Here is a 23,012-nt window from a genome sequence, read left to right as displayed (position 1 = left end):
TAAGCAGTCTCAGGTCGGTCCGTGAAGGCCTCCTTGAGGGACTCTGGGTCCCTCAAGGAGGCCTTCACGGACTCCAGGATCGCCACATTCTCCCCACAAGCACCAGCGGTCACAGCGGCTGCGCGTGAAGGCCCCCTTCCCTCGGCTCAGCCGAGGAAACTCGACCTTCACACCTTGCGGAGTACATGAAGGACCCCTTCCTGTACATAGGCGCAAGGAAGGGAGCCTTCATGTACTCGGGACGGCCGGGAGCCGTTCGGTCCAGGTGGTCGTGAGTGGCACGGCCTGCCACCGCTGGTTCGGGCCGTTGGTGGGCTGATAGCTCCCGATCCGCGCACCGTCCTCACGGGATTCGCCGGTCACGTCGAGCAGCTGTCCCGTCGCGACGTTGACGAACGCCCAGGTCCCGTCACCGGTGCTCGACAACATCCAGCGCGAAGCCGGTCCGTCCGTGCCCGCCGGAACCAGGGTGACCGCACCACCGGCCGTACTGAGCACCTGTCCGCTGCCGGCGTTCGAGATCGTGAACTGATCCCGGTTGCCGTACCGGCCGGTGCGATCGGCCAGTGTCCAACGCTGGGCGGCGGCCGAGGCGTCCGTCGTGCGCTGCACGAGCGAACCGTTCTCGGCGCTCAGCGACTTCCCGCTCTGCACGCCGGTGAACGAGAACGCCTTCCCGGAGCCGAGGCCGGTCCCGGAGGCGACCGACCCGACACCGTCGACCACGAAACTGGTCACCGACCGGGCCGGCACCCGCAAGGTCGCCTTCTGGCCCGACACCTTCACCGCTTCGCCCTTCCGGAGCGCGCCTCCGACGTCGGTCACCACCGGCGTCACCTTCGCACCGGGCTGGATCCGGGCGAAGCCGGACAGGTCCAGGGTGACGTCCCGCTCGGTGTCACCCGCGTTGACATGGACCACCGTCGCCAGGTTCTCGCCGCGCAGCGCGGCGGTACTTGACGAGTCGTTCACCCCGATCACGCGGTCACCCGGCTTGATGAAATGGGTGAAGTTCCGCATCGTGTGGTACTTCGTGTTCGTCCTGATCGGACAGTTCGCCAGGGACGCGTTCGCCGGGCAGTCGAACGGGATCTGGATCTCGCCCCAGTTCATCCCCTCCGGCCGCTCGCCGCCCGGCTTCATCGCGTTGTGGTCCTCGATCGGCTGCCAGCCGATCCACGCGCTCGGCTCCAGTTCACGCAGGTCGCCGGTGATCTGCCGGGCGAGACCGAGGCCGGGATCCATACTCGTGAAGTCCTGCCCGTCCTTCCAGCTTCCGCCGACCTCGCTCATCCACAGCGGTTTCGCCGCGCCTTTGGCCAGATCCCTGGGGATCGGCCGGTTACCGGTGCCGTAGGTGTGCACGTTGAGCCGTCCGGCGGCCGCGCGCGCTTCGGGCGACCAGCCGTTCCAGTCCGCGGCGAAGATGTCCGGATTGGTCTCGTCGGGAGCGGAGACGATCGCCCGCGAACCGGTCGCTGCCAGTGCTTTCGCCATCTCGGGGATCAGCCGCGACTGGACCGACGGCCCGATGTGCGCGCCTTCCTGCCTGCCACCGGTCGGGTTCCCGTCCGGTCCCAGTGTGGTCTTCCAGTAGTTCGTGTTGGGTTCGTTCAGCGGGTTGACCGACGCGAACTTGATGCCGTGCGCGCGTTCGAGCGTCTTGGTGACCTTCGCCAAGTAAGCGGTGAAGTCGCCCATCTTTTCGGTCCGGAGTTGCTCATCGGTGGCGTTGAACCCGCCGGAGACGTACCCCGACACCGTGTGGAAGTACGGCGGCGAGTTGCTGAACGCCTCCCAGCGGGTGACCCGGTTCTTGATCCGGTCCACCCACCAGCGCTGGCTCGGGTCGGCGGCGGGGTCGAACTCCGCGGGATCGCCCGGGGTCCACCAGTCCTTGTCCGCGCGGGTCGTCCCCGCGGGCGCCTTCCACCAGCCGGGGATCGCGCCGCCCGGACGCAGATACGGCGGGACGTCCGGCGCGTTGCCGCCGCCGATGTTGAACCGGGCGATGGTGAAGTTCAGCCCGTCCTCGCCGAACACCATGTCGGCCAGTTTCGTGCGGATCGGATCCGGATAGCGCCCGGTCGCCTCGGCCATCCACGCGAGGCTCGCGCCCCAGCCCTCGAACGCTTGATGACGGTAGGTGGGATCGGGCCGGACGGTGACCGCGTCGGCGGCCGAGGCCGTCGCGACGGTCAGCCCGGCCGCGGTCAACGGTACACAGAGGACGGTGAACAGACGGCGGAACGTGGTTCTGCGGCTCATCGGTGAACTGCCCTTCGTTCGGATCCGTTTGCCGATCAGGCTTCGGTGTGCCCCAGGAGCGGCCGGGGCACGAACCGCACCTCGGTTTCGAGCATCGTGTCCAGCTCCAGCACCACAAGATCGTTGGTCCCGGAGCGGACCACCGGCCGCGGCACGTACAACGTCCTTTGTGGACCTCGGCGCCAGTAGCGGCCGAGCAGGAAGCCGTTGATCCAGACCAGGCCCTTGCCCCAGTGCGCCGTGTCGAGGAAGAGGTCCGCGGGTTCGTCGAGGTCGAAGCCGCCCCGGACCATCACGGGACCGGACACCGGCCCCGCCGGGCGCTCAGCCGCGGAGACTTCCGGCAGGAGATCCGGCAACGCGGCCACGTCGATCGGGATGACCTCCCAGCCGGTCAACGGTTCACCATGCAGCCGCGCGCCGCCGATGATCCCCTTGGCCTCGCCGATCCGCTCCCCGTAGTTGACCCGCCCCAGGTCTTCCACCAGCACCAGGAGCTCGCCGCGCGCACGGGGCAAGCGGATCGCGCGATCGCGGTGCTCGCGAAGCAGGGTGCCGACACGGTCGCCGTCGAAGAACACCGTCGCCCGGTCGCGCACCTCGCCGAAGGTCAGGACGCTCGGCCCTTCGGAGTCGATGGTCGTCCGCAGGAACGCCAGACGCGGGGTCGGGGTCAGTTCGTCGAAGGTGGGCAGGCTCTCGTGGGCCTGCGCGGTTCCCCAGCGACGCGGCGAATCGAGCAGCCAGGCGGGGTCGCACAGCGCCCCGGCCGGCGTCGGCGCCGGCCGGGCCTCGGGCGGAACGGTGTCCGGAACCTTGTGGTACCGCGCGATCACCTCGCGGAACGCGTGGTACTTCGGTGTCGGGTCGCCCGCTTCGTCGAGCGGCGCGTCGTAGTCGTAGGAGGTGACCAGCGGCTGGTAGACGCCCTTGTCGTTGGCGCCGTTGGTGAGTCCGAAGTTGGTGCCGCCGTGGAACATGTACAGATTGACCGAGGCGCCCGCCGCGAGCAGCGCGTCGAGATCCGCCGCGGACTCGGCGACCGTGGTGGTGTGGTGGTGCGCGCCCCAGTGGTCGAACCAGCCGTTCCAGAACTCACTGCACATCAAGGGACCGGTCGGCTGGTGCTCGCGCAGGGTCTTCAGCCGCGCGGTGCTCTGCGAACCGAACGACGCCGTCCGGTGGAGCACCCCGTCGAGACCGCCGTTCGCCAGCATCTCGTGGGTGGGCTGGTCCACCGTGGTCAGGGGAACGGTGATGCCGGCGGCGCGGGTGTAGTGCGTCAGCGCGGCCAGATAACGCTTGTCGCCGCCGAAAGCGCCGTACTCGTTCTCGACCTGGACGAGCAGGACGGGCCCGCCGCGATCGATCTGATGCGGCGCGACGACGCGGAACACGTCGTCCAGGTAGCCGCGCACGGCGGCGAGGTAGCGCGGTTCGAACTCGCGGACCCGGAGTTCGGTGTCGCGCAGCAGCCAGGTCGGGAGGCCGCCGTTGTCCCACTCCGCGCAGATGTACGGCCCCGGCCGGACGATCGCGTACATCCCGGCCTCGGCGATCAGCCGGAGGAACCGGTCGAGGTCGAGGCCGCCGGAGACGTCGAACTCGCCCTGTTCCGGCGAGTGCGCGTTCCAGGCGACGTAGGTCTCGATGGTGTTGAGGCCCATCCGGCGGGCCTTGTCGATGCGGTCGGCCCACAGGTCCGGGTGCACGCGGAAGTAGTGCAGCGCCCCGGAAATGATCTGGAACGGCTTGCCGTCGAGCAGGAAGTCGGTCTCCCCGATGCTGAACTCAGACATCGCGGGCCACCACCGTGGCCAGCCGGAGCGCGGTCCAGGAAAGGGGCGGAAGCGTGGCGGTGATGGTGGTTCCTTCCGGGTCGTGCTCGGCCGTCACCCCGGACAACGGGACGGGCCGGACTGGTGCTGTGTGAACGGAATTCGTGACGTGCCGGTGGTATCCGTCCGGGACGGCGACGGTCCAGGTCCCGTCGGGCGCCAGCCGGGCGCCGCGGACACGCAACCGCACGCCGGTGGCGGACTCGGTCGACCGGTTGGTGAGGAACACCGCGCAACGACCGTCCTCGTCGAAGGTCGCCGCGGCGTCGACGACGTCCACCCGGCCGTGTAGTCCTGTGTGGACGGTCTCACCCGTCACCGTGAGCCGCAGGCTGTTCCCCCTGGCGAGCGACGACATCAGGCTGAACGGGTGGAAGGTCGTCTGCCGCCACGCCAGACCGCCGGGTTCGGTGCGGATCGGCGCGATGACGTTCACCAATTGCGCCTGGTTGGCCATCGTGACCCGGTCGACGTTGCGCAGCAGTGACCCGAGCAGCGAGCCGACGACGACCGCGTCGGTGACGGTGTAGTCCTGCTCGATGATCCGGGGGTGTTCCCGCCAGCCGCCGGCGGCCAGTTCGTGCTGCTCGACGTCGTTCCAGTGGCGCTGATCCCAGACGTTCCACTCGTCGACGCTGATGCCGATCTTCTTGTCCAGTCCGGCTTTCGCGAGGACGTCGTCGATGATCCCGCCGGTGGTGCGGACGAAGCCGTCGAGGGCGGCGGCGCTGGCCAGGTAGCTCGCGACGTCACCGTCGTGCTCCTGGTAGTAGGCGTGCAGGGACAGGTGGTCGACGAGCGCCGCGGTGTGCTCCAGGACGGTGCGTTCCCATTGCCCGAACGTCGGCATCTCACGGCTCGAACTCCCCGCGACGACGAGTTCGACACCCGGGTCGATCATCCGCATGAGCCTGGCCGTCTCGGCGGCGAGGCGGCCGTACTCTCCGGCGGTCTTGTGCCCGGCCTGCCACGGCCCGTCCATCTCGTTGCCGAGGCACCAGAGCCGGAAGCCGAACGGACGGTCGGCGCCGTTCGCGCGCCGCCGCTCGCTCAGTTCCGTGCCGCCGGGGTGGTTGCAGTACTCGAGGACGTCGGCGGCCTCCTGGACACCGCGGGTGCCGAGGTTGACCGCGTACATCACCTCGACGTCCGCGGCCTCGGCCCACGCGGCGAATTCGTGCAGGCCGAAGCGGTTCGACTCGACACTGTGCCACGCGGGATCCAGCCGGACAGGACGCCGTTCCACCGGTCCGACGCCGTCTTCCCAGCGGTACGCGGAAACGAAGTTCCCGCCGGGATAGCGGACGACCGACGGCCCGAGTTCACGGACCAGGCCGAGGACGTCGCCCCGGAATCCGCGATCGTCCGAAGTGGAGTGTCCTGGCTCGAAGATTCCCGTGTGGACGGAACGGCCCATATGCTCGACGAACGAGCCGAACAGCCGCCGCGGCACCGCACCGATCACCTCGGAAACGTCGGCTTCGATCTGGCTGCCCACGTCTCACCCCGCGCTGACGGTGAAGCCCTGCTGGTTGCCGTAGTCGACGATCGCCTGTTGCCAGGCGTTCAGTCCGGCGTCGAGCGAGGTGCCGTTGAGGTAGGCCTTGCCGACGGTGTCGCTGAAGACGCTGTTCGCGTAGGTCTGGTACGGCAGGTATGTCCAGCCCTTCGCGACGCTCTTCGACGCGTCGTTGAGCACCTGGTTGATCTTCTGTCCGCCGAAGTAGGGATCGGCTTGGTCGAGGAAGGCTGGTGAGTTCAGATCGGCCGTGGTCGCCGGGAATCCGCCGCTGGCGATGAACGGCTTGACCCCGTTGCCGTGGTTGAGCCAGCGGACGAACGCAGCGGCCAGCGCCGGGTTGCCGCTCTGCTTCAGCACCGATTGGGTGCTGCCGCCGTTCTCCGCGGTGACCGGCTGACCGTCGTACGTCGGCATCGGCGCCACCGCCCACTTGCCGGCGCCGCCGGGGACCGAGGACTTGAAGTTGCCCGGCATCCAGGCGCCGGTGACCAGCGAGGCGATGGTGCCGTCGCCGAGCGCGCGGAACCAGTCGTCGGACCACTCCTTGATCGGGGCGAGCAGTTTGCCCTCGACCAGCTGGTTCCAGGTGGCCGTCCACTTCTTGGTGCCCGCGTCGGCGAGGTCGACGTTGACGTTCCTGCCGTCGGCGGTGAACGGCTTCCCGCCCGCCTGCCAGATCATGCTGGTGGCGAAGCCGGGGTCACCGGTGTCGGAGGTGAGGTACTTGCCGGGGTCGGCCGCGTGCAGCTTCTTGGCCGCGGCGACGTACTCGTCCCAGGTCTTCGGTACGGCGATACCGTGGGCGTCGAAGACTTCTTTGTTGTAGAACAGCGCCATCGGACCGGAGTCCTGCGGCAAGCCGTATAGGCCGTTATTCACCCGGACACTGGACCAGGTGGAGGGCGCGTAGTCCTTCTCGAAGGAACCGAAGCCGTACTGATCCAGATTGGCCAGCGACTCGGTCAGCGCGAACTGCGGCAACGCGTAGTACTCGATCTGGGCGACGTCCGGTGCCCCGGAGCCTGCCTTGATCGCGTTCTGCAGCTTGGTGTACTGCTCCTTGTTGGTACCGGCGTTGACGTAGTCGACCTTGACGTTCGGGTACTCCTTCTCGAACGCGGCGACCTGGTCCTTCGCGGACGGCGTCCAGCTCCAGTAGGTGATCGTTCCGCCCGCTTTGAGCGCGGCGTCGACCGAGTCCTGTGACCCGGCGGCCGGGCCGTCCGCGCCGGACGAACAACCGACGGCGAGTGCCGCGGCCAGTGTGACGGCGACGGCGGCCTTGACGCGTCTACGGATTCGCGACATCGAGTGTCCTTTCGGGACGGTGGTCATTGCTTGACACTGCCCGCGCTCAGGCCGGACTGCCAATAGCGCTGCATGAGCAGGAAGGCGATGACGAGCGGGACGATGGTGAGCAGCGAGCCGGTCAGCACCAGGTGGTACACCGGCTGGGCACCGGCGCCGGACGCCTGCGCGCTCCACTGGTTGAGCCCGACGGTGAGCGGATACCACTTCGGTTCACTGAGCATGATCAACGGCAGGAAGTAGTTGTTCCAGGTGGACACCACGGTGAACAGCGCCACCGTGACGATGCCCGGCGCCAGCTGGCGCAGCGTCACGGTGAGGAAGATCCGGATCTCCCCCGCGCCGTCGATCCGCGCCGCCTCCAGCAGCTCGTCGGGGATCGCTTCGGAGGCATACACCCAGATCAGGTACAGGCCGAACGGGCTGATGAGCGACGGGATGATGATCGCGAGCGGCGTGTTGGTGAGGCCGAGTTCGCTGAACATCAGGAAGGTCGGCACCGCGAGCGCCGTACCCGGGACGGCGACCGCGCCGAGCACGACCGCGAACACCGCGCGGCGGCCGGGAAAGCGGTACTTGGCCAGCCCGTATCCCGCGGCGGTGGCGAGAATGGTCGCGCCCCCTGCGCCGACGACGACGTAGAGCAGCGTGTTCCCCAGCCAGCGCAGGAAGATCCCGTTGTCGTAGGTGAAGGTCTCGCCGATGTTCTCGAACAACGCGAACGGTCCGCCGAACGACAGTCCCGAGGTGGTGAACAGGGCGGACTGCGTCTTGGTCGCGTTGATCACCAGCCACACCAGCGGCACGAGCGTGTAGATCAGGTACAACGCCATGACGGCGGTGAGGACGCGTGACTTCCGGGGCCGCGTCACCGAGAACGTGGCCATCACATCCCCTTCCGGGAACCGCGCAGCTGCACGACGTAGGCGATGATCGCGGTGATCACGCCCATCACGATCGCGACGGTGGCGGAGTAGTTGTACTGCTGCGCGCCGAAGGAAAGGTTGTAGGCGTACATGTTCGGCGTGTAGAAGGTGCCGATCACGTTGGGCGCCAGGGTGCGCATGATGTTCGGCTCGTTGAAGAGCTGGAAACTGCCGATGATCGAGAAGATCGTGGCGATGACGATCGCCCCGCGCAGCGCGGGCAGCTTCACGCTCAGGATGGTGCGGAACGCGCCGGCGCCGTCGATCGCCGCGGCCTCGAACTGTTCCTTCGGGATCACCTTCAGCGCGGAGTAGAAGATCAGCATGTTGTAGCCGACGAACTCCCAGGTGACGACGTTGCCGATGGAGGCGAGCATCCAGTTGTCCGACAACGGTTTCACCAGGTCGCGGCCGAGCAGGTGGTTCAGGTCGGCCGCCAGTCCGAAGTGGTCGCCGTAGATGAAGCCCCACATCAGCGCGGCGACCACGGCGGGCACGGCGTAGGGCAGGAAGATCACGACCCGGAAGAAGCCGGACGCGTGCAGGCGGGCGCTGTCGATGGCCAGTGCCGCGATCAGCGCGAACACCAGCATGATCGGCACCTGCACGGCGAGGAACACCAGCACCCGCTGGAAGGAGTCCCAGAACTTCGGGTCGGCGAGCACCTGCGCGTAGTTGTCCACCCCGACGAACGTCGTCCCGCCGAAGAAGGCCTGATCGCGGAAGAGACTCAGGACGAACGCGTACACGATCGGCGCCAGGAACGTCAGCGCGAACACCAGCATGAACGGGGCGACGAAAAGCCAGCCGCGCCAGTTGCGACGGACTCGTCGCGTGGTGCCCGTACGGCGGGGCGGCGCCGGTGCGGGCGCGACCGCTGTGGACGTCATCGTCCCTCCGGATTCTCCGAGCGAAAGCGCGGCTCGCGAGATGTTTACGTCAACATCAGACCGGCGGAGGCTATCGTGTTGACGTGAACATGTCCAGGAACGGCCGCGGACCGTCGATGGCCGACGTCGCCAGGGAAGCCGGCGTGTCCGGCCAGACCGTCTCCCGGGTCGCGAACGGCAGGACGAACGTCGACGAGGCGACCCGAGAACGTGTGCTCGCGGCGATGCGCCGGGTGGGCTACCGGCCCAACAGCGCGGCCCGCGCGCTGCGCAACGGCCGGTTCCGCAGTATCGGCGTGATCATCTCGGCGCTCGCGACCTTCGGCAACAGCCGCACCCTCGACGCGGTCGCGTCCGCGGCCGCGGGTGAAGGGTTCTCGATCATTCTCATGCCAGTGACGAGACCGTCCCAAGGCGAAGTGTCGGGCGCCTTCAGCAGACTGGACGAGCAGGCCGTCGACGGCGTCATCATCCTCATCGAGCAGCACGAGCTGGACCAAAGCGAGATCGAGCTGCCCCACGGGCTTCCGGTCGTCGTCATCGACGCGGGCGGCAGGCGCGACCACCCGGTCGTCGACTTCGATCAGGCGTCCGGCGCCATCGCCGCGACCCGGCATCTGCTCGACCTCGGGCACGAGACCGTATGGCACGTCGCCGGCCCGCCCGAGTCCTACGCGGCCGAACGCCGCCGGAAGTCGTGGCAGGAGACGCTCGAGGCGGACGGCCGGGAAGTGCCGCCGCCGCTCACCGGTGACTGGTCTTCGCGGTCCGGGTACGAACACGGCGTCCGGCTGGCAGGCGATCCCGCGGTCACCGCCGTCTTCGTCGCGAACGACCAGATGGCGCTCGGCCTGCTGCGGGCGATGCACGAAAAGGGCCGGTCCGTCCCCGGCGACGTGAGCGTGGTCGGCTTCGACGACATGGACGAGGCCGCCCACTTCTGGCCGCCGCTCACCACCGTCCGGCAGTCGTTCGGCGAGGTCGGGAACCGGGCCGTCGCCGCGTTGCTCGCCGAGATCTCCGACGGCGCCGCGGCGGGCGCGATCAGCGTGCCGACGGAACTCGTCGTCCGGTCCAGCACGGCGCCGCCGCGGTCACGGTCGCGGAAGGGGTGAAGGGACGCTTTCAGCGGGCCGCGTCCGCCACGGCCGTGCCCCCAATGTGGCATTGGGGTCACTGAGCGTCCCCAATGCCACATTGGGGACACGGCCGTCTCGCGAAGTCCCCTTCAGCTCCCGAGCACACCGGCCGCTTTCTGCGCGGCGCCGGTGATGTTGCGGACCATGCCGCCGAAGACCACGCCGTGGAACGGCGCGATCCCCTTCCAGTACGCGTGCCCGGCGAGCCCGTGCGGCTCGAACACCGCCCGCTGCCGGTAGATCGTCCCACCGTCCTCATCGGACTCGACGCCGAGTTCGAGCCAGGCGCGGCCCGGGAGCTTCATCTCCGCCCGCAACCGCAACAGACGCGGCCGGTCGAGGTATTCGACGCGCCACCAGTCCAGCGCCTCACCGAGGTGCAGCCGTCGCGGATCCCGCCTCCCGCGCCGCAACCCGACCCCGCCGACGAGCCGGTCCGCCCAGCCGCGGACCGACCAGGCCAGCGGGAACGAGTACCAGCCGTGTTCCCCGCCGATGGACTCGATGACGTCCCACAACGCTTCCGGCGAGGCGTCCGTCCGCTGCTCGCGCTTGTCCTCGTAGACCGTGCCGCCCGCCCACTCCGGATCACTCGGCAGGGGGTCCGACGGCGCGGTCGACGCGTCCGACCAGCGGGTCGGCACGTCGGCGTTCCGAATTCGGGTCAGCGCCAGTTCGACGGCGTGTTCGTAGTGGGTCAGCCCCGCTTCCGGGTCGGGGACGTGCTCGGCGATGGCGTGGTCGTGACAGACCACTTCGTGCACCAGCGATTCGATCAACGGTACGGCGATCGACTTCGGCACGGGCGTGACGAGGTTGACCCACTGCGCGGAAAGCCACGGAGTCAGCACCGGAACGGGCACGACTGCCCGCCTCGGCAGGCCCGCGACGACGGCGTAGCGGCGCATCATGTCCAAATAGGTCAGGACGTCGGGGCCGCCGATGTCGAACGCGCCGTTCACTTCGGGCGGCAGGTCGGCCGCGTGCACGAGGTAGTGCAGCACGTCCCGGATCGCGATCGGCTGGATGCGGTTGTGCACCCACCGCGGGGTGATCATCGCGGGAAGGCGTTCGGTCAGGTAGCGCAGCATCTCGAAACTCGCCGAACCCGAGCCGATGATCACCGCGGCCTGCAGGACGACGGCGGGCACCCCGGAGTCCAGCAGCACCCTGCCGACTTCGGCGCGGGAAGCCAGGTGCGGCGACAATTCCTCGTCGTCCGGCACGATGCCGCCCAGGTACACCAGCCGCCGCGCGCCCGCCTTCTTCGCGGCCTCGGCGACCGTCTTCGCCGCCTCGCGGTCGATCGCGACGAAGTCCTTCTGAGCCAGGGAGTGCACGAGGTAGTAGACGACCTCGCCGTCGGCCAGCGCCGTCTCAATCGAAGCCGGATCGGTGACGTCGCCGCGTTCGACCTCGACCTGGTCACGCCACGGCTCTTCGGCGATCTTCTCCGGAGAGCGAGCCACCACGCGGACCTCGTGGCCCGCTTCGAGCAGTTGCGGCACCAGCCGCCCGCCGACATATCCCGTCGCACCGAGCACCACACATCGCATGCCCCGAGTGTTCACGGTGCCAGGCGTGCTCGCACCTCCACGGTCGCGGCGATACTGCTCCGGAGGAACCGGGCGACCGTCCGCCGCTCGTCCTCCCCCAGGTCGCTCCATACGGCGGAGAAGCGCTCGCCGAGGGGCAGAAAGAACTCGGCGCCGACCTCCCGCGCCTTCTCGTGCATCCGCAACTCGACCTTGCGGCGGTCGGTCGCGCTCCGGTCCCGGTAGAGATGCCCTGCCCGCTCCAGCCGATCCAGCACCGACGTCGTCGCCGACGCGCTCAGATGCAGCGCGCTCGCGAGCCTGCTCGGGCTCATCGGGTCCCCCATCCTGGCCGCGTCCATGATCACCGCGAGCGCGTTGAGGTCGGTCCGGTGCAGGCCGTGCGCTTCGCCGAACATCTCGGCGAACCGGTCCGATTCGACGGTCAGCTGCCGCAGCAGGAGGACGAGCAGGGCGTCCGTGACCTCCGCAGTGTCTTCAGCGTCTTCAGCGCCCCTGGTCATGTCCGAAACCTCCCCTCACGCTGCCCCGTCCGGATGACCACTCTACTATTTCGATGGTCGAACTATTCACTCGTCGAAGTAGTACCGCCACGGGAGCCATCCGCTCATGATCTCCGAAGTCGAACACCCCGCCCGCACGCGGTCACGTCTGCGCTGGCTGCTCCCCGCCCTCGTCGCGGTGGCCTGGCTGATCTTCGGCGGATTCAGCGGCCCGTACGCCGGCAAGCTGAGCCAGGTCACGGAGAACGACAGCAGCAGCTTTCTGCCCGCTTCGGCCGAAGCGACCGAGGTCGGTGAACTCCAGAAGCAGTTCTCCAGTGCCGCCGTCATCCCGGCGATCGTCGTCGCCGAACGGCCGTCGGGCCTGACCGAGGGCGACAAGCGGTTCCTCGCCGACCGGACGTCGAACGCACGGCTCGTCCCTGCTCCGCAGAGCAACGCGGGTGCGCAGGTCGTCGTGCTTATGGACGCCACGACCGACCCCGGGGACGGGGTCGAGGCACTGCGTGACGCGCTCGCCCGTGACACACCGGATGGGCTGAAAGTGCTGGTGACCGGTCCGGCCGCGCAGGTCGCCGATCTCAAGGAGGCGTTCGGCGGGATCGACGGGCTGCTGCTCCTGGTCGCGGGCGCGGTGGTCGCGCTCATCCTGATCATCGTGTACCGGAGCCCGCTGCTGCCCCTGCTCGTCCTGCTGTCCGCGGTGTTCGCGCTGGGAACGGCGAGCCTCGCGGTGTACCTGCTCGCGGATCACGACGTGCTGGCGTTGAACGGGCAGAGCCAGGGCATCCTGTTCATCCTCGTCTTCGGCGCCGCCACCGACTACGCGCTCCTGATGATCTCGCGCTATCGCGAAGAACTCAGGACGACCGACGACGCCCGCTCCGCGCTCCGCACGGCTTGGCGCTCCACCATCGAGCCGATCGCGGCCTCCGCCGGGACCGTGATCCTCGGTGTCCTCTGCCTGCTGTTCAGCGACCTGAACTCCAACAAGGGACTCGGCCCGGTCGCCGCCATCGGCATCGGCGCGGCCTTCCTGACGACCATCACGTTCCTGCCCGCCGTCCTGGCCTTGTGCGGGCGCAACGCTTTCTGGCCCTTCCGGCCGGCGGTCGCCCCGCCGCAGGATGAGACCGGCGGGCTTTGGGGACGCGTCGCGGGCTGGATCTCCCGCGCGCCGCGCACGATCTGGATCGTCACGGCCGTCGTCCTCCTGGCGGGCGGCGCGTTCCTCCCGCAGCTCAAGGCTTCCGGCACCGCGCAGTCAGACGTCTTCCTCACGCCTGTCGATTCCGTGGCGGGACAGGAAATCCTTTCCCGCTACTTCCCCGGCGGCTCCGGCTCTCCGACCGTGATCATCGCCCCTGCCGGACAGGCCAAGGCGGTGACCGAGCTGGCGCGTGTCCCCGGCGTCTCGGACGTCCGTCAAACCGGTGAAGCGGGCGGACTGGCGAAGATCGACGCGGTACTGGCCGATCCGCCCGACTCCGACGCGGCCGTCGCGACGGTCCAACGGATCCGCGAAGCCGTGCACCCCGTCAAGGGCACCAAGGTCGGCGGGCCGACGGCGACCCTGCTCGACACCAGGGAGACCTCGGAGCACGACCGGTTGCTGATCATCCCGATCGTCCTGGTCGTGATCTTCCTGGTACTCGCCCTGCTGCTGCGGTCGCTGCTCGCGCCGCTGCTGCTGATCGGCACGGTGGTGCTGTCGTTCGCCGCGACGATGGGTGTCTCGGCGCTGGTGTTCAACCACGTCTTCGACTTCCCCGGCGCCGACCCGGTCGTTCCGCTGTTCGGCTTCGTCTTCCTTGTGGCGCTGGGGATCGACTACAACATCTTCCTGATGACCAGGGTCCGTGAGGAGGCGGCCGGAATCGGCACCCGGGACGGGACGCTGCGCGGCCTGCGTGTCACCGGTGGCGTGATCACCTCCGCGGGTATCGTGCTCGCCGCGACGTTCGCCGCGTTGGCCGTCCTGCCGATCCTTTTCCTGGCACAGCTGGCTTTCATCGTCGCGTTCGGCGTTCTGCTCGATACGCTCCTGGTGCGCTCACTGCTGGTACCGGCTCTGTCCGTGGACGTCGGACGGAAGATCTGGTGGCCGTCGAAGCTGGCGAAGACCGGACGGGACTGAACGCGGCGATCGCGATCTCCGGCGGCTGGCCGAACGTAGCAACCGGGACGCCGCGGATCAGCTGGCCGAACTCACCGAGGAGTAGCGTCCCGCATCGCCGGGATCAGCACCGGAAGCGCGGCCAAGAGCGCGAGGCCTCGGACGACTCCCGCGACAGGATAGGGAACGCGAAGCCCGAACCTGTGCGCGAGCAGTCCGCCGGCCAGCGCGCCCAGCGGCATCAACCCCCAGCCGAGAAGCCGGTAGACGCTGTTGACCCGGCCGAGCAGCGAAGCGGGTACCGCCCGCTGGCGGACGCTGACCGTGACGACGTTCCAGGTCGTCGTCACGAAACCGCTCACCGCCAAGAGCCCGCCGAGCACGGCGACGTTCGGGCTGAACCCCATACCGGCGAAGACGACGGCGTTCACGGCGAGCGAGACCAGGAGCGCACGGAGGTCGCCGATCCGGGCGACCAGCCGCGCGATCACCAGTCCGCCCGCGATGCCACCGAGTGCCGCGCCGGCGAGCAGCAGACCGAACACTCCCGCGCCGAGATGCAGCACGTCGGTCACGAACAGCACGAGTGTCGCGTTCCCGAGCTGACCGCAGAAGGTGTTGACGCCCAGCAGCAAAGCGAGCGTGCGGAACAGACGGTGTTTCCTCAGCCAGCGAAGTCCGTCGAGGACCTTCGCGCTTTCCGCGTGTCCACGCCGTCCGGGCAGCCTGGCCAGAAGTGTGGCGGCGATGACGAACGACGCGGCGTCGACCGCGAACGGGAGTGCCAAGGCGAGCGCGAAGAACAGGCTCCCGAGAGGCGGCCCCAGGAACTGCCTGCCGACGGTCGTCGCCACCTGCTGTCTGCCGTTCGCCTGGTGCAGCCGGTCTTCCGGGACGAGATCCGGAAGTGTCGTTTGCGCGGCGTTGTCGTAGAAGACGTCGCACGCGCCCAGAGCGAACGCGAGAAGAACGAGCACCGGCACACTGATCGCCCCGGCCACGACGAGTGCCGTGAGCACGCCGACGATCAGGGCTTGGAGTGCCTGCGTCCGCCACATGAGCGTGGTCAGGTCGACCCTGTCGACGACAGATCCGGCGATGAGCACCAGCAGAAGCCACGGCAGGTACGTCGCGGCCGAGACAAGGGCGACCGCCCTCGGGTCGCGGGTCACCGTCGCGGCCAGCAACGGCAACGCCGCCGCGAAGACGCCATTGCCGAGACTGTCGATCCCGGTGGCCCACCACAGTCGCCGGTACGCGCGGGGTAAGTCGGGCATGGTCGGATCGTGCCGACGTCCCTCGTTCCGGCGACACCATTCAGCCCGGGGCTACATACTCGGGCGATGCCGATGACCATCGAACTCGGCGTCGCCGAACTGGCCGCGACCCGGTTCGCGATCTCGCCGCTGTCCGAAACCGTCGCCTGCCTGCTGCAGATCGCCGGACTCGACCGGAACACGGTCAATCAGCCCTGGTCGCGATGGGCGCGGGAGGAACTCGATCGCGAACCTCTCGCTCTTTCGCGGACCTGGCCGCTGCTCGTGACCGGCAGGCTCAGCTGGCCGGAATTCCTCGTCCCCGCTCCGCGGGACTCGGGAGATTCCCTCGAAAACGACCTCGACGCGCTGCGGCGAACCCCCGAAGGACGGGTGAGAGCCAGCCTCGACCGAGTCTTCGGCGAAAAGCTTCCCCGCGCCGCCGCGGTCCTCGCCGACGACCCCGCCGCCGGCCTCCGGGAGATCGCCGCGGAACTGCGCGAAGCCCACGACCGCCTCGTCGCGCCGCTCTGGCCGCGGATCCGGGCGGTACTGGAAGCCGACGTCGGATACCGCGCCCGGCAACTGACCACGGGCGGTGCCGAGCGGTTGTTCGCGGATCTGCACCCGGACCTGTGCTGGCACTCCGACCGGGTGGCGCTGGCAGGCGAGCGCTGGCGGAATCGGCACCGGACCGTCGCGCGAGGACCAGGTGGTCTCGTGCTGATGCCTGTCGTCCTCGGCTCGCCCTATGTCCTGATCAAGAACAACACCTCGACCCAGACCACGATCCGCTACCCGGCACGAGGAACCGCCGCGTTATGGGCAGCCGGAACCCGATCACCGGGAGCAGGCACCGTGCGCCTCTTAGGCCGGATGCGGGCCGCGCTCCTTTCGGCGCTGTCCTCCCCCGCGACCACGACCGACCTGGCCCGGGCTTTCGGCGTGACACCGAGCGCCGTCTCCCAGCACCTCAAGGTCCTGCGGGACACCGGGCTGGTCACCCGCGAACGCTCCGGCCGCGGCGTCCTCTACCAGACGACCCCGCTCGGTGAACGCCTGCTTTGACGGTCAGAGGTCGATCAGCTCGACGGTCACCTTCGCTATATCTCCCTCCTCGATCCCTTCGGCCTTGCGGACCGCCTTCTTGACCGGCAGCACGTAGGCGCCGCGTTTGGCGTCCGGGAAGATCGACGTCTTCCATTTGCTGCCGCCGATGCCGACCTGGACGCGAACCGCCCCGAACCCGCGGCGCGGGCCGTCGGCGATCTCGCGGATCTCCTCGGAGATGTCCTCGGGCAGGCTCACGAAGGTCCAGGTCTCCTCGCGGCGGGCGTCCCAGACCCAGAGTTCGGCATCGAATACGACGATCATCGGTGGAGCTTCGCATACGGGACCGACAGTTTCCGCGAGCTCATGAGGCGCGACCACGCGACGGGGGAGGATTCGGGACACTCAACGTCCCGAATCCTCCACCGTCGCGTTCAGGTCTGCGGGGCGGCGACGCCCGTTCGAGCCCAGCGGAAACCGCGGTCTAGCCCTGCGAAAGATGCCGCAGCGAGCGGGTCGTCGTCGCGCCGAGCACGCGCGACGCCATCCAAGCCAGCGCGTCGGCCGTACGCGCCGGAGTGTCCGACGGCTGCATGATGTGGCTCAGCACGGTCCGGACCACGACGTCGATCGCCACGTCCAGCTGATCCGCATCCAGCGGCGGACCGTAGGCCCGAACGCGACCGCGCAGCATGACGGTCGCTTCGCTCAGCAGGCTCCCGGCCCGCGACGTCAGCAGCGGCAGCAATTCGGTGTCGGCGCCGTGCGTGGCCGAGACGATGGCTCGCAGCAGGAGGTTGTCGTCGGCGAGTTCGAGGACGCCGCGGACGGCGTCGTGGATCGCCTCGACGAGGTCGTCGGGGTGCCGTTCGAAAGCGTCCCGGACGACCATGAGGAACCGGCCGAGTTCGTGCGAGATCATCGCTTCGGCCAGCTGGGACTTCGAGCCGAGTTCGTTGTAGACGGTCTGGCGGCTGACGCCGACGATCTCCGCGAGTTTGCTCATCGTCACCGAGGACCAGCCGGAGCGCACGGTCAACTCGATCGCCGACGCGACGATCGGTTGACGGTACGGACCCCCCGTGACCGGTGCCTCACTCATGATCGTCATTCTAGGCTGTGCCTTTCAGGGCGCGCGTGTCCTCACCCAGGTCGTCGAGCTCCGTTCAGGACGCACCTTCTAGGCCGCCGTTTCCGCGGCGAACGCCAGTGCCTCCGGCCACGGCGCCCGCCCGGCGATGTGGCGCCGGTACTTCATGATCTCGCGCGGCCGGTCGATCGTCAGCGCCCCGACGATCCGGTCGCCGCGCCGGTACAGCGCGGTGAACCCACCGGAAGCCGGAACAGTGGTCACCACCTCGTCCGCGTGTGGCGTGCCGACGAATTGGATCCGGTGGTCGTACCAGTCCGACCAGAAGTACGGCACCGGCGCCAGCGCACGCGCCGACTCCGGGGCGAGCGCGTGACGAGCGGCCGCGGCTCCCTGCTCCGCGGCGTTCGTCCAGTGTTCCAGCCGCATCAGTTCGCCGTCGAACAACGGATTCGCGACGTGTGCGACGTCTCCGGCGGCGTACACGCCTGGGACCCCGGTCGCGAGCGTGGCATCGCACACCACGCCGCCGTCGCGCTCGTGCAGTGGGACACCGCTCCCGGCGAGCCAGCCGGTGGCCGGGACGACGCCGATGCCGGCGACCACCAGGTCCGCGGGCAGCACCTCGCCGGTCGCGAGCCGGACGCCGGTCACCACGCCGCCTTCGGATTCCAGGCCGGTGACTGTCGTGGACAGCCGCAGTTCCGTACCCGCTTCTCGGTGCAGTGAAGCGCAGACGGCGCCCGCCTCGGCACCGACCGATCGGGTGAGCGGGACATCGAGCGCCTCGACGATCGTCGCGGGCAGCCCGCGTTTCCTGGCCGCGGCGGCGACTTCCGAGCCGATGAAACCGGCCCCGATCACGACGGTGCGCGCCCCGCGGTCGAGCGCGGATCGGACGGCCAGTGCGTCCTCGGCGGTCCTCAGCGTGTGGACGCCGGCGATTCCCTCGCTTCCGGGCAGCCGCCGCGCGGTGGCGCCGGTCGCGATCACCAGCGCGTCGTAGGGCACCGTCGTCCCCGCCACCGACACCTCGCGAGCGGTGGTGTCGAGCCCGTCCGCGGGGGCGCCGAGCATCAGTTCGACACCGAATTCGTCACTCAGCACGGCCTCACCGTGGAACGGCTCGATCCGCCCGGGGCCTTCCGCGTCGAGGAACGCCTTCGACAGCGGGAGCCGGTCGTACGGCGGGTGGTCCTCCGCGCCGATCAGCACGATCCGCCCGCGGTACCCGTCCCGGCGCGCGGCCTCCACCGCGCGCAGTCCGGCCAGCGAGGCTCCCACGATGACCAGCGCCATGATCAGTCCCGCAGTTTCAGGGCGAGGACAGGGCAGGCGTCGACGGCGGCCGACAGGTCCTTCCGGTATTCCTCGCCGGGCCGTTCGTCGAGCACGACGACCGTGCCGTCGTCGCCGACCTCGAAGAAGTCGGGCGCCATCGCCTCGCACATGCCCAGCCCGTCGCATTTCGCGCGGTCCGCCTCGATCTTCATCATGCTCCGACCCTTCCCGGTGCCACGAAATCGACCTTCTCCCGCACCCCGCAGTCCGGGCAGCACCATGAATCGGGGATCGCCGACCACGGCGTTCCGGCGGGGAAACCTTCCCGCGGGTCGCCGAGTTTCTCGTCGTAGACGTAGCCGCAGCCGGGGCACATCCCGCCTTCGGTCGCGTCGCCGTGCGTGTCGGTGACGACCCGGGACGGCGCGCTGACGCGCGTTCCTTGGCGCGCCAGGATCTTGGCCCGTTTCGACGGCTGGATGTTGGCGCGGGAGATGTCTCCGTCGAAATGCGCGAGCACACGCGGATCCATCACGCGCCGCCACACCGGCGGGACCAGCGCCAGCACGATCATCCCGGCGTAGCCCGTCGGCAAGACCGGCGATTCCGCGAAATCGCGCAGCGTCTGGTAGCGGCGGGTCGGGTTGGCGTGGTGGTCGCTGTGCCGCTGCAGGTGGTAGAGCAGGACGTTCGTGGCGATGTTGTTGGAATTCCAGCTGTGGCTGGGATCCACCCGTTCGTAGCGTCGCCGGTTCGGCGGGCCGACCTTCTGCCGACGCATACCGTAATGCTCCATGTAGTTCACGACCTCCAGCAGCGAGAAGCCGATCACGGCCTGGATCACCAGGTACGGCAGGATTCCCGGGCCCAGCCACACGGTCATCGCCGCCCACAGCACGGCCGACATCAGCCAGGCGTTGAGCACGTCGTTGCCGATCCGGAACGGATGCCGGTCGCGCCGGGCGTACCGCTTGCGCTCCAGGCCCCACGCCGATTTCAGCGAGCCGAACACCGTGCGCGGCCAGAACCGGTAGAAGCTCTCCCCCACCCGGCTGCTGGCCGGATCCTCCGGGGTCGCCACGCGAACGTGGTGGCCACGGTTGTGCTCGATGTAGAAGTGGCCGTAGAAGCTCTGCGCCAGCGCGATCTTCGACAGCCAGCGTTCGTGGCTTTCCTTCTTGTGCCCCAGTTCGTGCGCGGTGTTGATGCCGATGCCACCGATGCAGCCGATCGAGATCGCCAGGCCGATCTTGTCCACGACGGACAGGTCACCGCGGGCGATCAGCCAGAAGGCGACCACGAAACCCGCGTACTGGATCGGCAGGAACGCGAAAGTGATCCACCGGTAGTAGCGGTCCCGTTCCAGCCGCTCGATGACGTCATCGGGCGGATTGCTGCGGTCCAGCCCGGCCAGCAGATCGATCAGCGGCACGATCACCAGGATCACGATCGGCCCGATCCAGAACCAGACACCCCAGCCGGTGGCCGCGTGCAGCCCGATGGCCAGGAACGCGAGCGAGGGGACGACCAGGCCGATCAGCCACAGGTATCGCTTGCGGTCGGTCCACCGTTCGGTCGAGCCCGCCGGGATCGTGCCCGTCAACTCGCTCATCGCACCCTCCTCTATTGGCTGGGTTTACAAAACTGTAGGTGATGTACACCAGGTTTGACAAGTAGTCATCTTTTGTAAATCCATCGTTGCTTCATTTGGTGAGAACCTGGCGATATCTTGCGTTAGTAAGGAAACTTACTTAACTTGTGACGACACGCCGCGACCCACTTCGTCCGCCCCGAAGGAGCGCGAATGCCCCGATCATCCCGTCGGATCCGACCCGCCGCCGTGACCGCCGTCGCCGCGGCCCTGCTGGCGCTGCCCGCCACGACCGCCACCGCGAGCACCGCGGCGAGCAGCGCATGGCCGGGCGCTTCCGCCGTCGCGAACGCCGACGGCTCGAACGTCCTCGGCGGCAACATGAGCGGCCTGTCCTTCGGCGGACCCGACGTCCTCTGGGCGGTGAAGAACGGGCCCGGCACGCTGTACCGCCTCGTGCGCAACGGCACGAGGTGGCAGCCGGACACCGCCAACGGCTGGTCGTCGGGCAAGGCGCTGCGCTACCGCAGCGGCAAGGGAGATCCGGACGCCGAAGCGGTCGTGGCCACCCCGGACGGCGTGGTCGCGGCCACCGAGCGGGACGGCGACAACAGCAAGACGAGCGCGCTCAAGGTGCTCCGGTACGACGTCTCCGGCTCGGCCAAGACCCTCACCGCCAAGGCCGAATGGGATCTGACCGCGGATCTGCCGAAGGTTTCGGCCAACGACGGCCTCGAAGCCGTCTCGTGGGTCCCGGACAGCGCCCTCACCGCGAAGGGATTCGTGGACGAGCGCACGAAAGCGCCGTACAACCCGGGCAGCTACCCCGGTCACGGCACCGGCCTCTACCTCGTCGGCCTCGAGAGCAACGGGATGATCTACGCCTACGCGCTCGACCAGGCGGGCGGGAAGTACACCCGCGTCGCGAGCTTCGCGAGCGGGCTCGACTCCATCATGGAGCTCGAATACGAAGCTTCGACCGGCAAGCTGTGGGCGGTCTGCGACGACAACTGCGGCGGTGCCTCGACGACGCTCGCCGTCGGCGCGCAGGGCAAGTTCGCCGTGACCGCCACGTACGACCGTCCGAGCGGAATGCCGGACTACAACAACGAAGGCTTCGCCATCGCGAGCGCCTGCGCGTCGGGAAGCAAGCAGGTGGTCTGGGCGGACGACGGGAATGAAGGCGGCCACGCGCTCCGCGCCGGCACCCTCTCCTGCGGCTGAGCCGCCACTCCATTCCGGCGCGGATCCGCGCCGGAATGGAGTGCATCGATTCCGGCCTTTATCCCTGCCCGTTCCTGAACTACTTTGTCGGCATGAAATTCACCTCCCTGGCAATTCTTCCGGCTTTGGCCATCCCTCTGCTCCTGCCGTCAGCGGCACTCGCGGGCGACGGCTGGGAATCCATCGGCACCGGTATGACCTCCGGTGTCAGCGGCGTCGCCGTCCTCGCCCGCGACGGTGACCGGATCGACGCGCTCGTCGTGCGGGACAACAAGAAACCCGGTGAGAACCGGGCCGTCCAGGTCCGGCTCGAGGACGGCAAAGTATCCAAAGTGGACCCGATCGGCTGGCCGGGCGAACTCCCGGTCGATCTGGAAGCGGCCGAAGGGGTGCCGGGAAGGACCGGCGAATTCATCGCGCTCGCCAGTGACGGAAAAGGTTTCCACATCAAGCTGAAAGACCGGCGGCTGAAAGTGCTCGGCGCTTTCCGGGTCCCCACCGGCGACCCGGACGACAATTACGAGGGTTTCGCGCTGAAAAAGGTGAATGACCGATTGTTCGCGATCTGGGCGGACCGCGGTCAGGACGCCCGGCCCGCCACGCTCTACTCCGCGGAGTTCTCCGTCTCGAAGCTGTCCTTCAAGAAGCCGAAGTCGGTCCCGTTCCGGGTCCCGTACCCGGCCACCGACGTCCGGCACACCTCGGACGTCGAGATCACCGCGGACGACCGCGTCCTGGTCTCGGCCGCCTCCGATCCCGGCGACGAGGGCCCGTTCGACTCGGCCGTGTACGCGGCGGGGGTCCTCCGCTCCGACGGCTCGATCGCCCTCTCCCCCGTCCCGGCGAAGATCGGCGACTTCCCCGGGCACAAGATCGAGGCCTTGACCTGCCTTTCGCGCTCGTGCGGCAGCCTGCTCTACGGAACCGACGACGAGGCCGCGGGCGGTAGGCTCCGGATCGCGACCAGTAACGACCCGGAGGACCAGTGATCAGCGAAGACCTGCGCGAACGCCGCCACAAGATCATCGAAGAGCATATGGACACCGAGGTGGCCCACGAGTTCGAGCGCACACTGGGCACCTTCAACGGCCATCCGCACTACGAGATCATGGCGACCGGGCAGATCTTCGACGGTGACGAAGAGGTCATGGCGTACTACCGCATGACCCGGACGGCTTTCCCGGACCAACGGCACGACAACGTCCGGTACCACTTCGCCGACGAGTCGGTCATCGTCGAGTTCGACCTGCTCGGCACCAACCTCGGCGAGTTCTACGGCCGTCCGCCCACCGCCAAGGCGTTCCGGGTGCCGATCATCGCGGTGTTCTTCTTCGACGAGGACCGGATCACCAACGAGCGCATCTACTTCGACGCCGCCAGCCTGATCACCCAGGCCGGGCACGCCGAATTGCTCACCTTGCTGGCGTCGGGCGAAGTCTGAACCAGATGACGTC

20 protein-coding genes are annotated in these 23,012 nt (G+C 68.5%); 6 read left to right on the top strand and 14 right to left on the bottom strand.

Annotated features, from left to right (window positions below):
• Positions 1 to 228 precede the first annotated feature (228 nt).
• Genes ACIHAO_RS40870 through ACIHAO_RS40845 form a run of 6 tightly spaced genes read right to left on the bottom strand, consistent with a single transcriptional unit; the run spans position 229 to position 8,752 of the window.
• Positions 229 to 2,268: an RICIN domain-containing protein gene (locus tag ACIHAO_RS40870; protein ID WP_396567361.1), complete on the bottom strand. Its 2,040-nt coding sequence runs from the start codon at positions 2,266 to 2,268 to the stop codon at positions 229 to 231.
• Positions 2,269 to 2,303: 35 nt separating this feature from the next.
• The gene (locus ACIHAO_RS40865; RefSeq protein ID WP_396567359.1) at positions 2,304 to 4,067 is read right to left on the bottom strand and encodes a beta-galactosidase; all 1,764 of its coding nucleotides are present in this window, start codon (positions 4,065 to 4,067) and stop codon (positions 2,304 to 2,306) included.
• Complete coding sequence (locus ACIHAO_RS40860) at positions 4,060 to 5,604, bottom strand: alpha-N-arabinofuranosidase (RefSeq protein WP_396567357.1); 1,545 nt, start codon at positions 5,602 to 5,604, stop codon at positions 4,060 to 4,062. Before ACIHAO_RS40860 ends, ACIHAO_RS40865 begins: the two co-directional genes overlap by 8 nt.
• 3 nt (positions 5,605 to 5,607) lie before the next feature.
• On the bottom strand, positions 5,608 to 6,936 hold the full coding sequence (locus ACIHAO_RS40855; RefSeq protein ID WP_396567355.1) for an ABC transporter substrate-binding protein: 1,329 nt from the start codon (positions 6,934 to 6,936) through the stop codon (positions 5,608 to 5,610).
• Between the two features lie 23 nt (positions 6,937 to 6,959).
• Complete coding sequence (locus ACIHAO_RS40850) at positions 6,960 to 7,823, bottom strand: carbohydrate ABC transporter permease (protein WP_125782855.1); 864 nt, start codon at positions 7,821 to 7,823, stop codon at positions 6,960 to 6,962.
• Positions 7,823 to 8,752 (bottom strand): carbohydrate ABC transporter permease, encoded by a 930-nt coding sequence (locus ACIHAO_RS40845; RefSeq protein WP_396567352.1) that lies wholly within the window; start codon positions 8,750 to 8,752, stop codon positions 7,823 to 7,825. Before ACIHAO_RS40845 ends, ACIHAO_RS40850 begins: the two co-directional genes overlap by 1 nt.
• An 89-nt stretch (positions 8,753 to 8,841) precedes the next feature.
• On the opposite strand from ACIHAO_RS40845, the gene ACIHAO_RS40840 reads away from it, so the two are divergent.
• Positions 8,842 to 9,867 carry a LacI family DNA-binding transcriptional regulator gene (locus ACIHAO_RS40840; protein WP_396567382.1) on the top strand — a complete coding sequence of 342 codons (1,026 nt, stop codon included), beginning with the start codon at positions 8,842 to 8,844 and terminating at the stop codon, positions 9,865 to 9,867.
• A gap of 113 nt (positions 9,868 to 9,980) precedes the next feature.
• Here the strand turns inward: ACIHAO_RS40840 and ACIHAO_RS40835 are convergent, their stop codons facing one another.
• Together ACIHAO_RS40835 and ACIHAO_RS40830 are read right to left on the bottom strand one after the other, a co-directional pair.
• On the bottom strand, positions 9,981 to 11,447 hold the full coding sequence (locus ACIHAO_RS40835; protein ID WP_396567350.1) for an SDR family oxidoreductase: 1,467 nt from the start codon (positions 11,445 to 11,447) through the stop codon (positions 9,981 to 9,983).
• Positions 11,448 to 11,458: 11 nt separating this feature from the next.
• Complete coding sequence (locus ACIHAO_RS40830) at positions 11,459 to 11,950, bottom strand: MarR family winged helix-turn-helix transcriptional regulator (RefSeq protein ID WP_396567348.1); 492 nt, start codon at positions 11,948 to 11,950, stop codon at positions 11,459 to 11,461.
• A 106-nt stretch (positions 11,951 to 12,056) separates the two neighbouring features.
• Between ACIHAO_RS40830 and ACIHAO_RS40825 the strand changes: the two genes are divergently transcribed.
• The gene (locus ACIHAO_RS40825) at positions 12,057 to 14,087 is read left to right on the top strand and encodes an MMPL family transporter (protein ID WP_396567346.1); all 2,031 of its coding nucleotides are present in this window, start codon (positions 12,057 to 12,059) and stop codon (positions 14,085 to 14,087) included.
• 71 nt (positions 14,088 to 14,158) lie between these two features.
• Here the strand turns inward: ACIHAO_RS40825 and ACIHAO_RS40820 are convergent, their stop codons facing one another.
• Positions 14,159 to 15,343 carry an MFS transporter gene (locus ACIHAO_RS40820; protein ID WP_396567344.1) on the bottom strand — a complete coding sequence of 395 codons (1,185 nt, stop codon included), beginning with the start codon at positions 15,341 to 15,343 and terminating at the stop codon, positions 14,159 to 14,161.
• A 66-nt stretch (positions 15,344 to 15,409) separates the two neighbouring features.
• On the opposite strand from ACIHAO_RS40820, the gene ACIHAO_RS40815 reads away from it, so the two are divergent.
• Complete coding sequence (locus ACIHAO_RS40815; RefSeq protein ID WP_396567342.1) at positions 15,410 to 16,390, top strand: DUF5937 family protein; 981 nt, start codon at positions 15,410 to 15,412, stop codon at positions 16,388 to 16,390.
• 3 nt (positions 16,391 to 16,393) lie between these two features.
• Here the strand turns inward: ACIHAO_RS40815 and ACIHAO_RS40810 are convergent, their stop codons facing one another.
• The 5 genes from ACIHAO_RS40810 to ACIHAO_RS40790 all read right to left on the bottom strand — a co-directional run bounded on the left by ACIHAO_RS40810 (position 16,394) and on the right by ACIHAO_RS40790 (position 20,355).
• Entirely contained in the window at positions 16,394 to 16,696 is a 303-nt protein-coding gene (locus tag ACIHAO_RS40810) for a DUF1905 domain-containing protein (protein ID WP_396567340.1), read from the bottom strand.
• Between the two features lie 160 nt (positions 16,697 to 16,856).
• Positions 16,857 to 17,483 (bottom strand): TetR family transcriptional regulator, encoded by a 627-nt coding sequence (locus ACIHAO_RS40805; protein ID WP_396567338.1) that lies wholly within the window; start codon positions 17,481 to 17,483, stop codon positions 16,857 to 16,859.
• 69 nt (positions 17,484 to 17,552) lie between these two features.
• Positions 17,553 to 18,761 carry an NAD(P)/FAD-dependent oxidoreductase gene (locus ACIHAO_RS40800; RefSeq protein ID WP_396567336.1) on the bottom strand — a complete coding sequence of 403 codons (1,209 nt, stop codon included), beginning with the start codon at positions 18,759 to 18,761 and terminating at the stop codon, positions 17,553 to 17,555.
• A 2-nt stretch (positions 18,762 to 18,763) separates the two neighbouring features.
• On the bottom strand, positions 18,764 to 18,958 hold the full coding sequence (locus ACIHAO_RS40795) for a ferredoxin (RefSeq protein WP_396567334.1): 195 nt from the start codon (positions 18,956 to 18,958) through the stop codon (positions 18,764 to 18,766).
• A complete protein-coding gene (locus ACIHAO_RS40790; protein WP_396567332.1) occupies positions 18,955 to 20,355 on the bottom strand; it encodes a fatty acid desaturase in 1,401 nt (466 codons plus the stop codon). Before ACIHAO_RS40790 ends, ACIHAO_RS40795 begins: the two co-directional genes overlap by 4 nt.
• 192 nt (positions 20,356 to 20,547) lie before the next feature.
• Between ACIHAO_RS40790 and ACIHAO_RS40785 the strand changes: the two genes are divergently transcribed.
• From ACIHAO_RS40785 to ACIHAO_RS40775, 3 genes are all read left to right on the top strand, one after another.
• A complete protein-coding gene (locus ACIHAO_RS40785) occupies positions 20,548 to 21,558 on the top strand; it encodes a hypothetical protein (RefSeq protein WP_396567330.1) in 1,011 nt (336 codons plus the stop codon).
• A 92-nt stretch (positions 21,559 to 21,650) separates the two neighbouring features.
• Positions 21,651 to 22,547, top strand: coding sequence for a hypothetical protein (locus ACIHAO_RS40780; RefSeq protein ID WP_396567328.1), 897 nt, complete (start codon positions 21,651 to 21,653; stop codon positions 22,545 to 22,547).
• Positions 22,544 to 22,999 carry an ester cyclase gene (locus tag ACIHAO_RS40775; protein ID WP_396567326.1) on the top strand — a complete coding sequence of 152 codons (456 nt, stop codon included), beginning with the start codon at positions 22,544 to 22,546 and terminating at the stop codon, positions 22,997 to 22,999. The genes ACIHAO_RS40780 and ACIHAO_RS40775 overlap by 4 nt, the downstream gene beginning before the upstream one ends.
• Positions 23,000 to 23,012 lie beyond the last annotated feature (13 nt).

This window comes from Amycolatopsis sp. NPDC052450 (genome assembly GCF_044547565.1).
GTDB lineage: Bacteria > Actinomycetota > Actinomycetes > Mycobacteriales > Pseudonocardiaceae > Amycolatopsis.
The sequence above is the reverse complement of the archived record's forward strand: the minus strand, read 5'-3'. Positions and strand labels throughout refer to the sequence as shown.

Excerpts from the sequence above, each read along its gene's own strand:
- ACIHAO_RS40870 (WP_396567361.1), bottom strand. The coding sequence starts at position 2,268 with ATGAGCCGCAGAACCACGTTCCGCCGTCTGTTCACCGTCCTCTGTGTA.
- ACIHAO_RS40865 (WP_396567359.1), bottom strand. The coding sequence starts at position 4,067 with ATGTCTGAGTTCAGCATCGGGGAGACCGACTTCCTGCTCGACGGCAAG.
- ACIHAO_RS40855 (WP_396567355.1), bottom strand. The coding sequence starts at position 6,936 with ATGTCGCGAATCCGTAGACGCGTCAAGGCCGCCGTCGCCGTCACACTG.
- ACIHAO_RS40850 (WP_125782855.1), bottom strand. The coding sequence starts at position 7,823 with ATGGCCACGTTCTCGGTGACGCGGCCCCGGAAGTCACGCGTCCTCACC.
- ACIHAO_RS40845 (WP_396567352.1), bottom strand. The coding sequence starts at position 8,752 with ATGACGTCCACAGCGGTCGCGCCCGCACCGGCGCCGCCCCGCCGTACG.
- ACIHAO_RS40840 (WP_396567382.1), top strand. The coding sequence starts at position 8,842 with ATGTCCAGGAACGGCCGCGGACCGTCGATGGCCGACGTCGCCAGGGAA.
- ACIHAO_RS40835 (WP_396567350.1), bottom strand. The coding sequence starts at position 11,447 with ATGCGATGTGTGGTGCTCGGTGCGACGGGATATGTCGGCGGGCGGCTG.
- ACIHAO_RS40830 (WP_396567348.1), bottom strand. The coding sequence starts at position 11,950 with ATGACCAGGGGCGCTGAAGACGCTGAAGACACTGCGGAGGTCACGGAC.
- ACIHAO_RS40825 (WP_396567346.1), top strand. The coding sequence starts at position 12,057 with ATGATCTCCGAAGTCGAACACCCCGCCCGCACGCGGTCACGTCTGCGC.
- ACIHAO_RS40820 (WP_396567344.1), bottom strand. The coding sequence starts at position 15,343 with ATGCCCGACTTACCCCGCGCGTACCGGCGACTGTGGTGGGCCACCGGG.
- ACIHAO_RS40815 (WP_396567342.1), top strand. The coding sequence starts at position 15,410 with ATGCCGATGACCATCGAACTCGGCGTCGCCGAACTGGCCGCGACCCGG.
- ACIHAO_RS40810 (WP_396567340.1), bottom strand. The coding sequence starts at position 16,696 with ATGATCGTCGTATTCGATGCCGAACTCTGGGTCTGGGACGCCCGCCGC.
- ACIHAO_RS40805 (WP_396567338.1), bottom strand. The coding sequence starts at position 17,483 with ATGACGATCATGAGTGAGGCACCGGTCACGGGGGGTCCGTACCGTCAA.
- ACIHAO_RS40800 (WP_396567336.1), bottom strand. The coding sequence starts at position 18,761 with ATGGCGCTGGTCATCGTGGGAGCCTCGCTGGCCGGACTGCGCGCGGTG.
- ACIHAO_RS40795 (WP_396567334.1), bottom strand. The coding sequence starts at position 18,958 with ATGATGAAGATCGAGGCGGACCGCGCGAAATGCGACGGGCTGGGCATG.
- ACIHAO_RS40790 (WP_396567332.1), bottom strand. The coding sequence starts at position 20,355 with ATGAGCGAGTTGACGGGCACGATCCCGGCGGGCTCGACCGAACGGTGG.
- ACIHAO_RS40785 (WP_396567330.1), top strand. The coding sequence starts at position 20,548 with ATGCCCCGATCATCCCGTCGGATCCGACCCGCCGCCGTGACCGCCGTC.
- ACIHAO_RS40780 (WP_396567328.1), top strand. The coding sequence starts at position 21,651 with ATGAAATTCACCTCCCTGGCAATTCTTCCGGCTTTGGCCATCCCTCTG.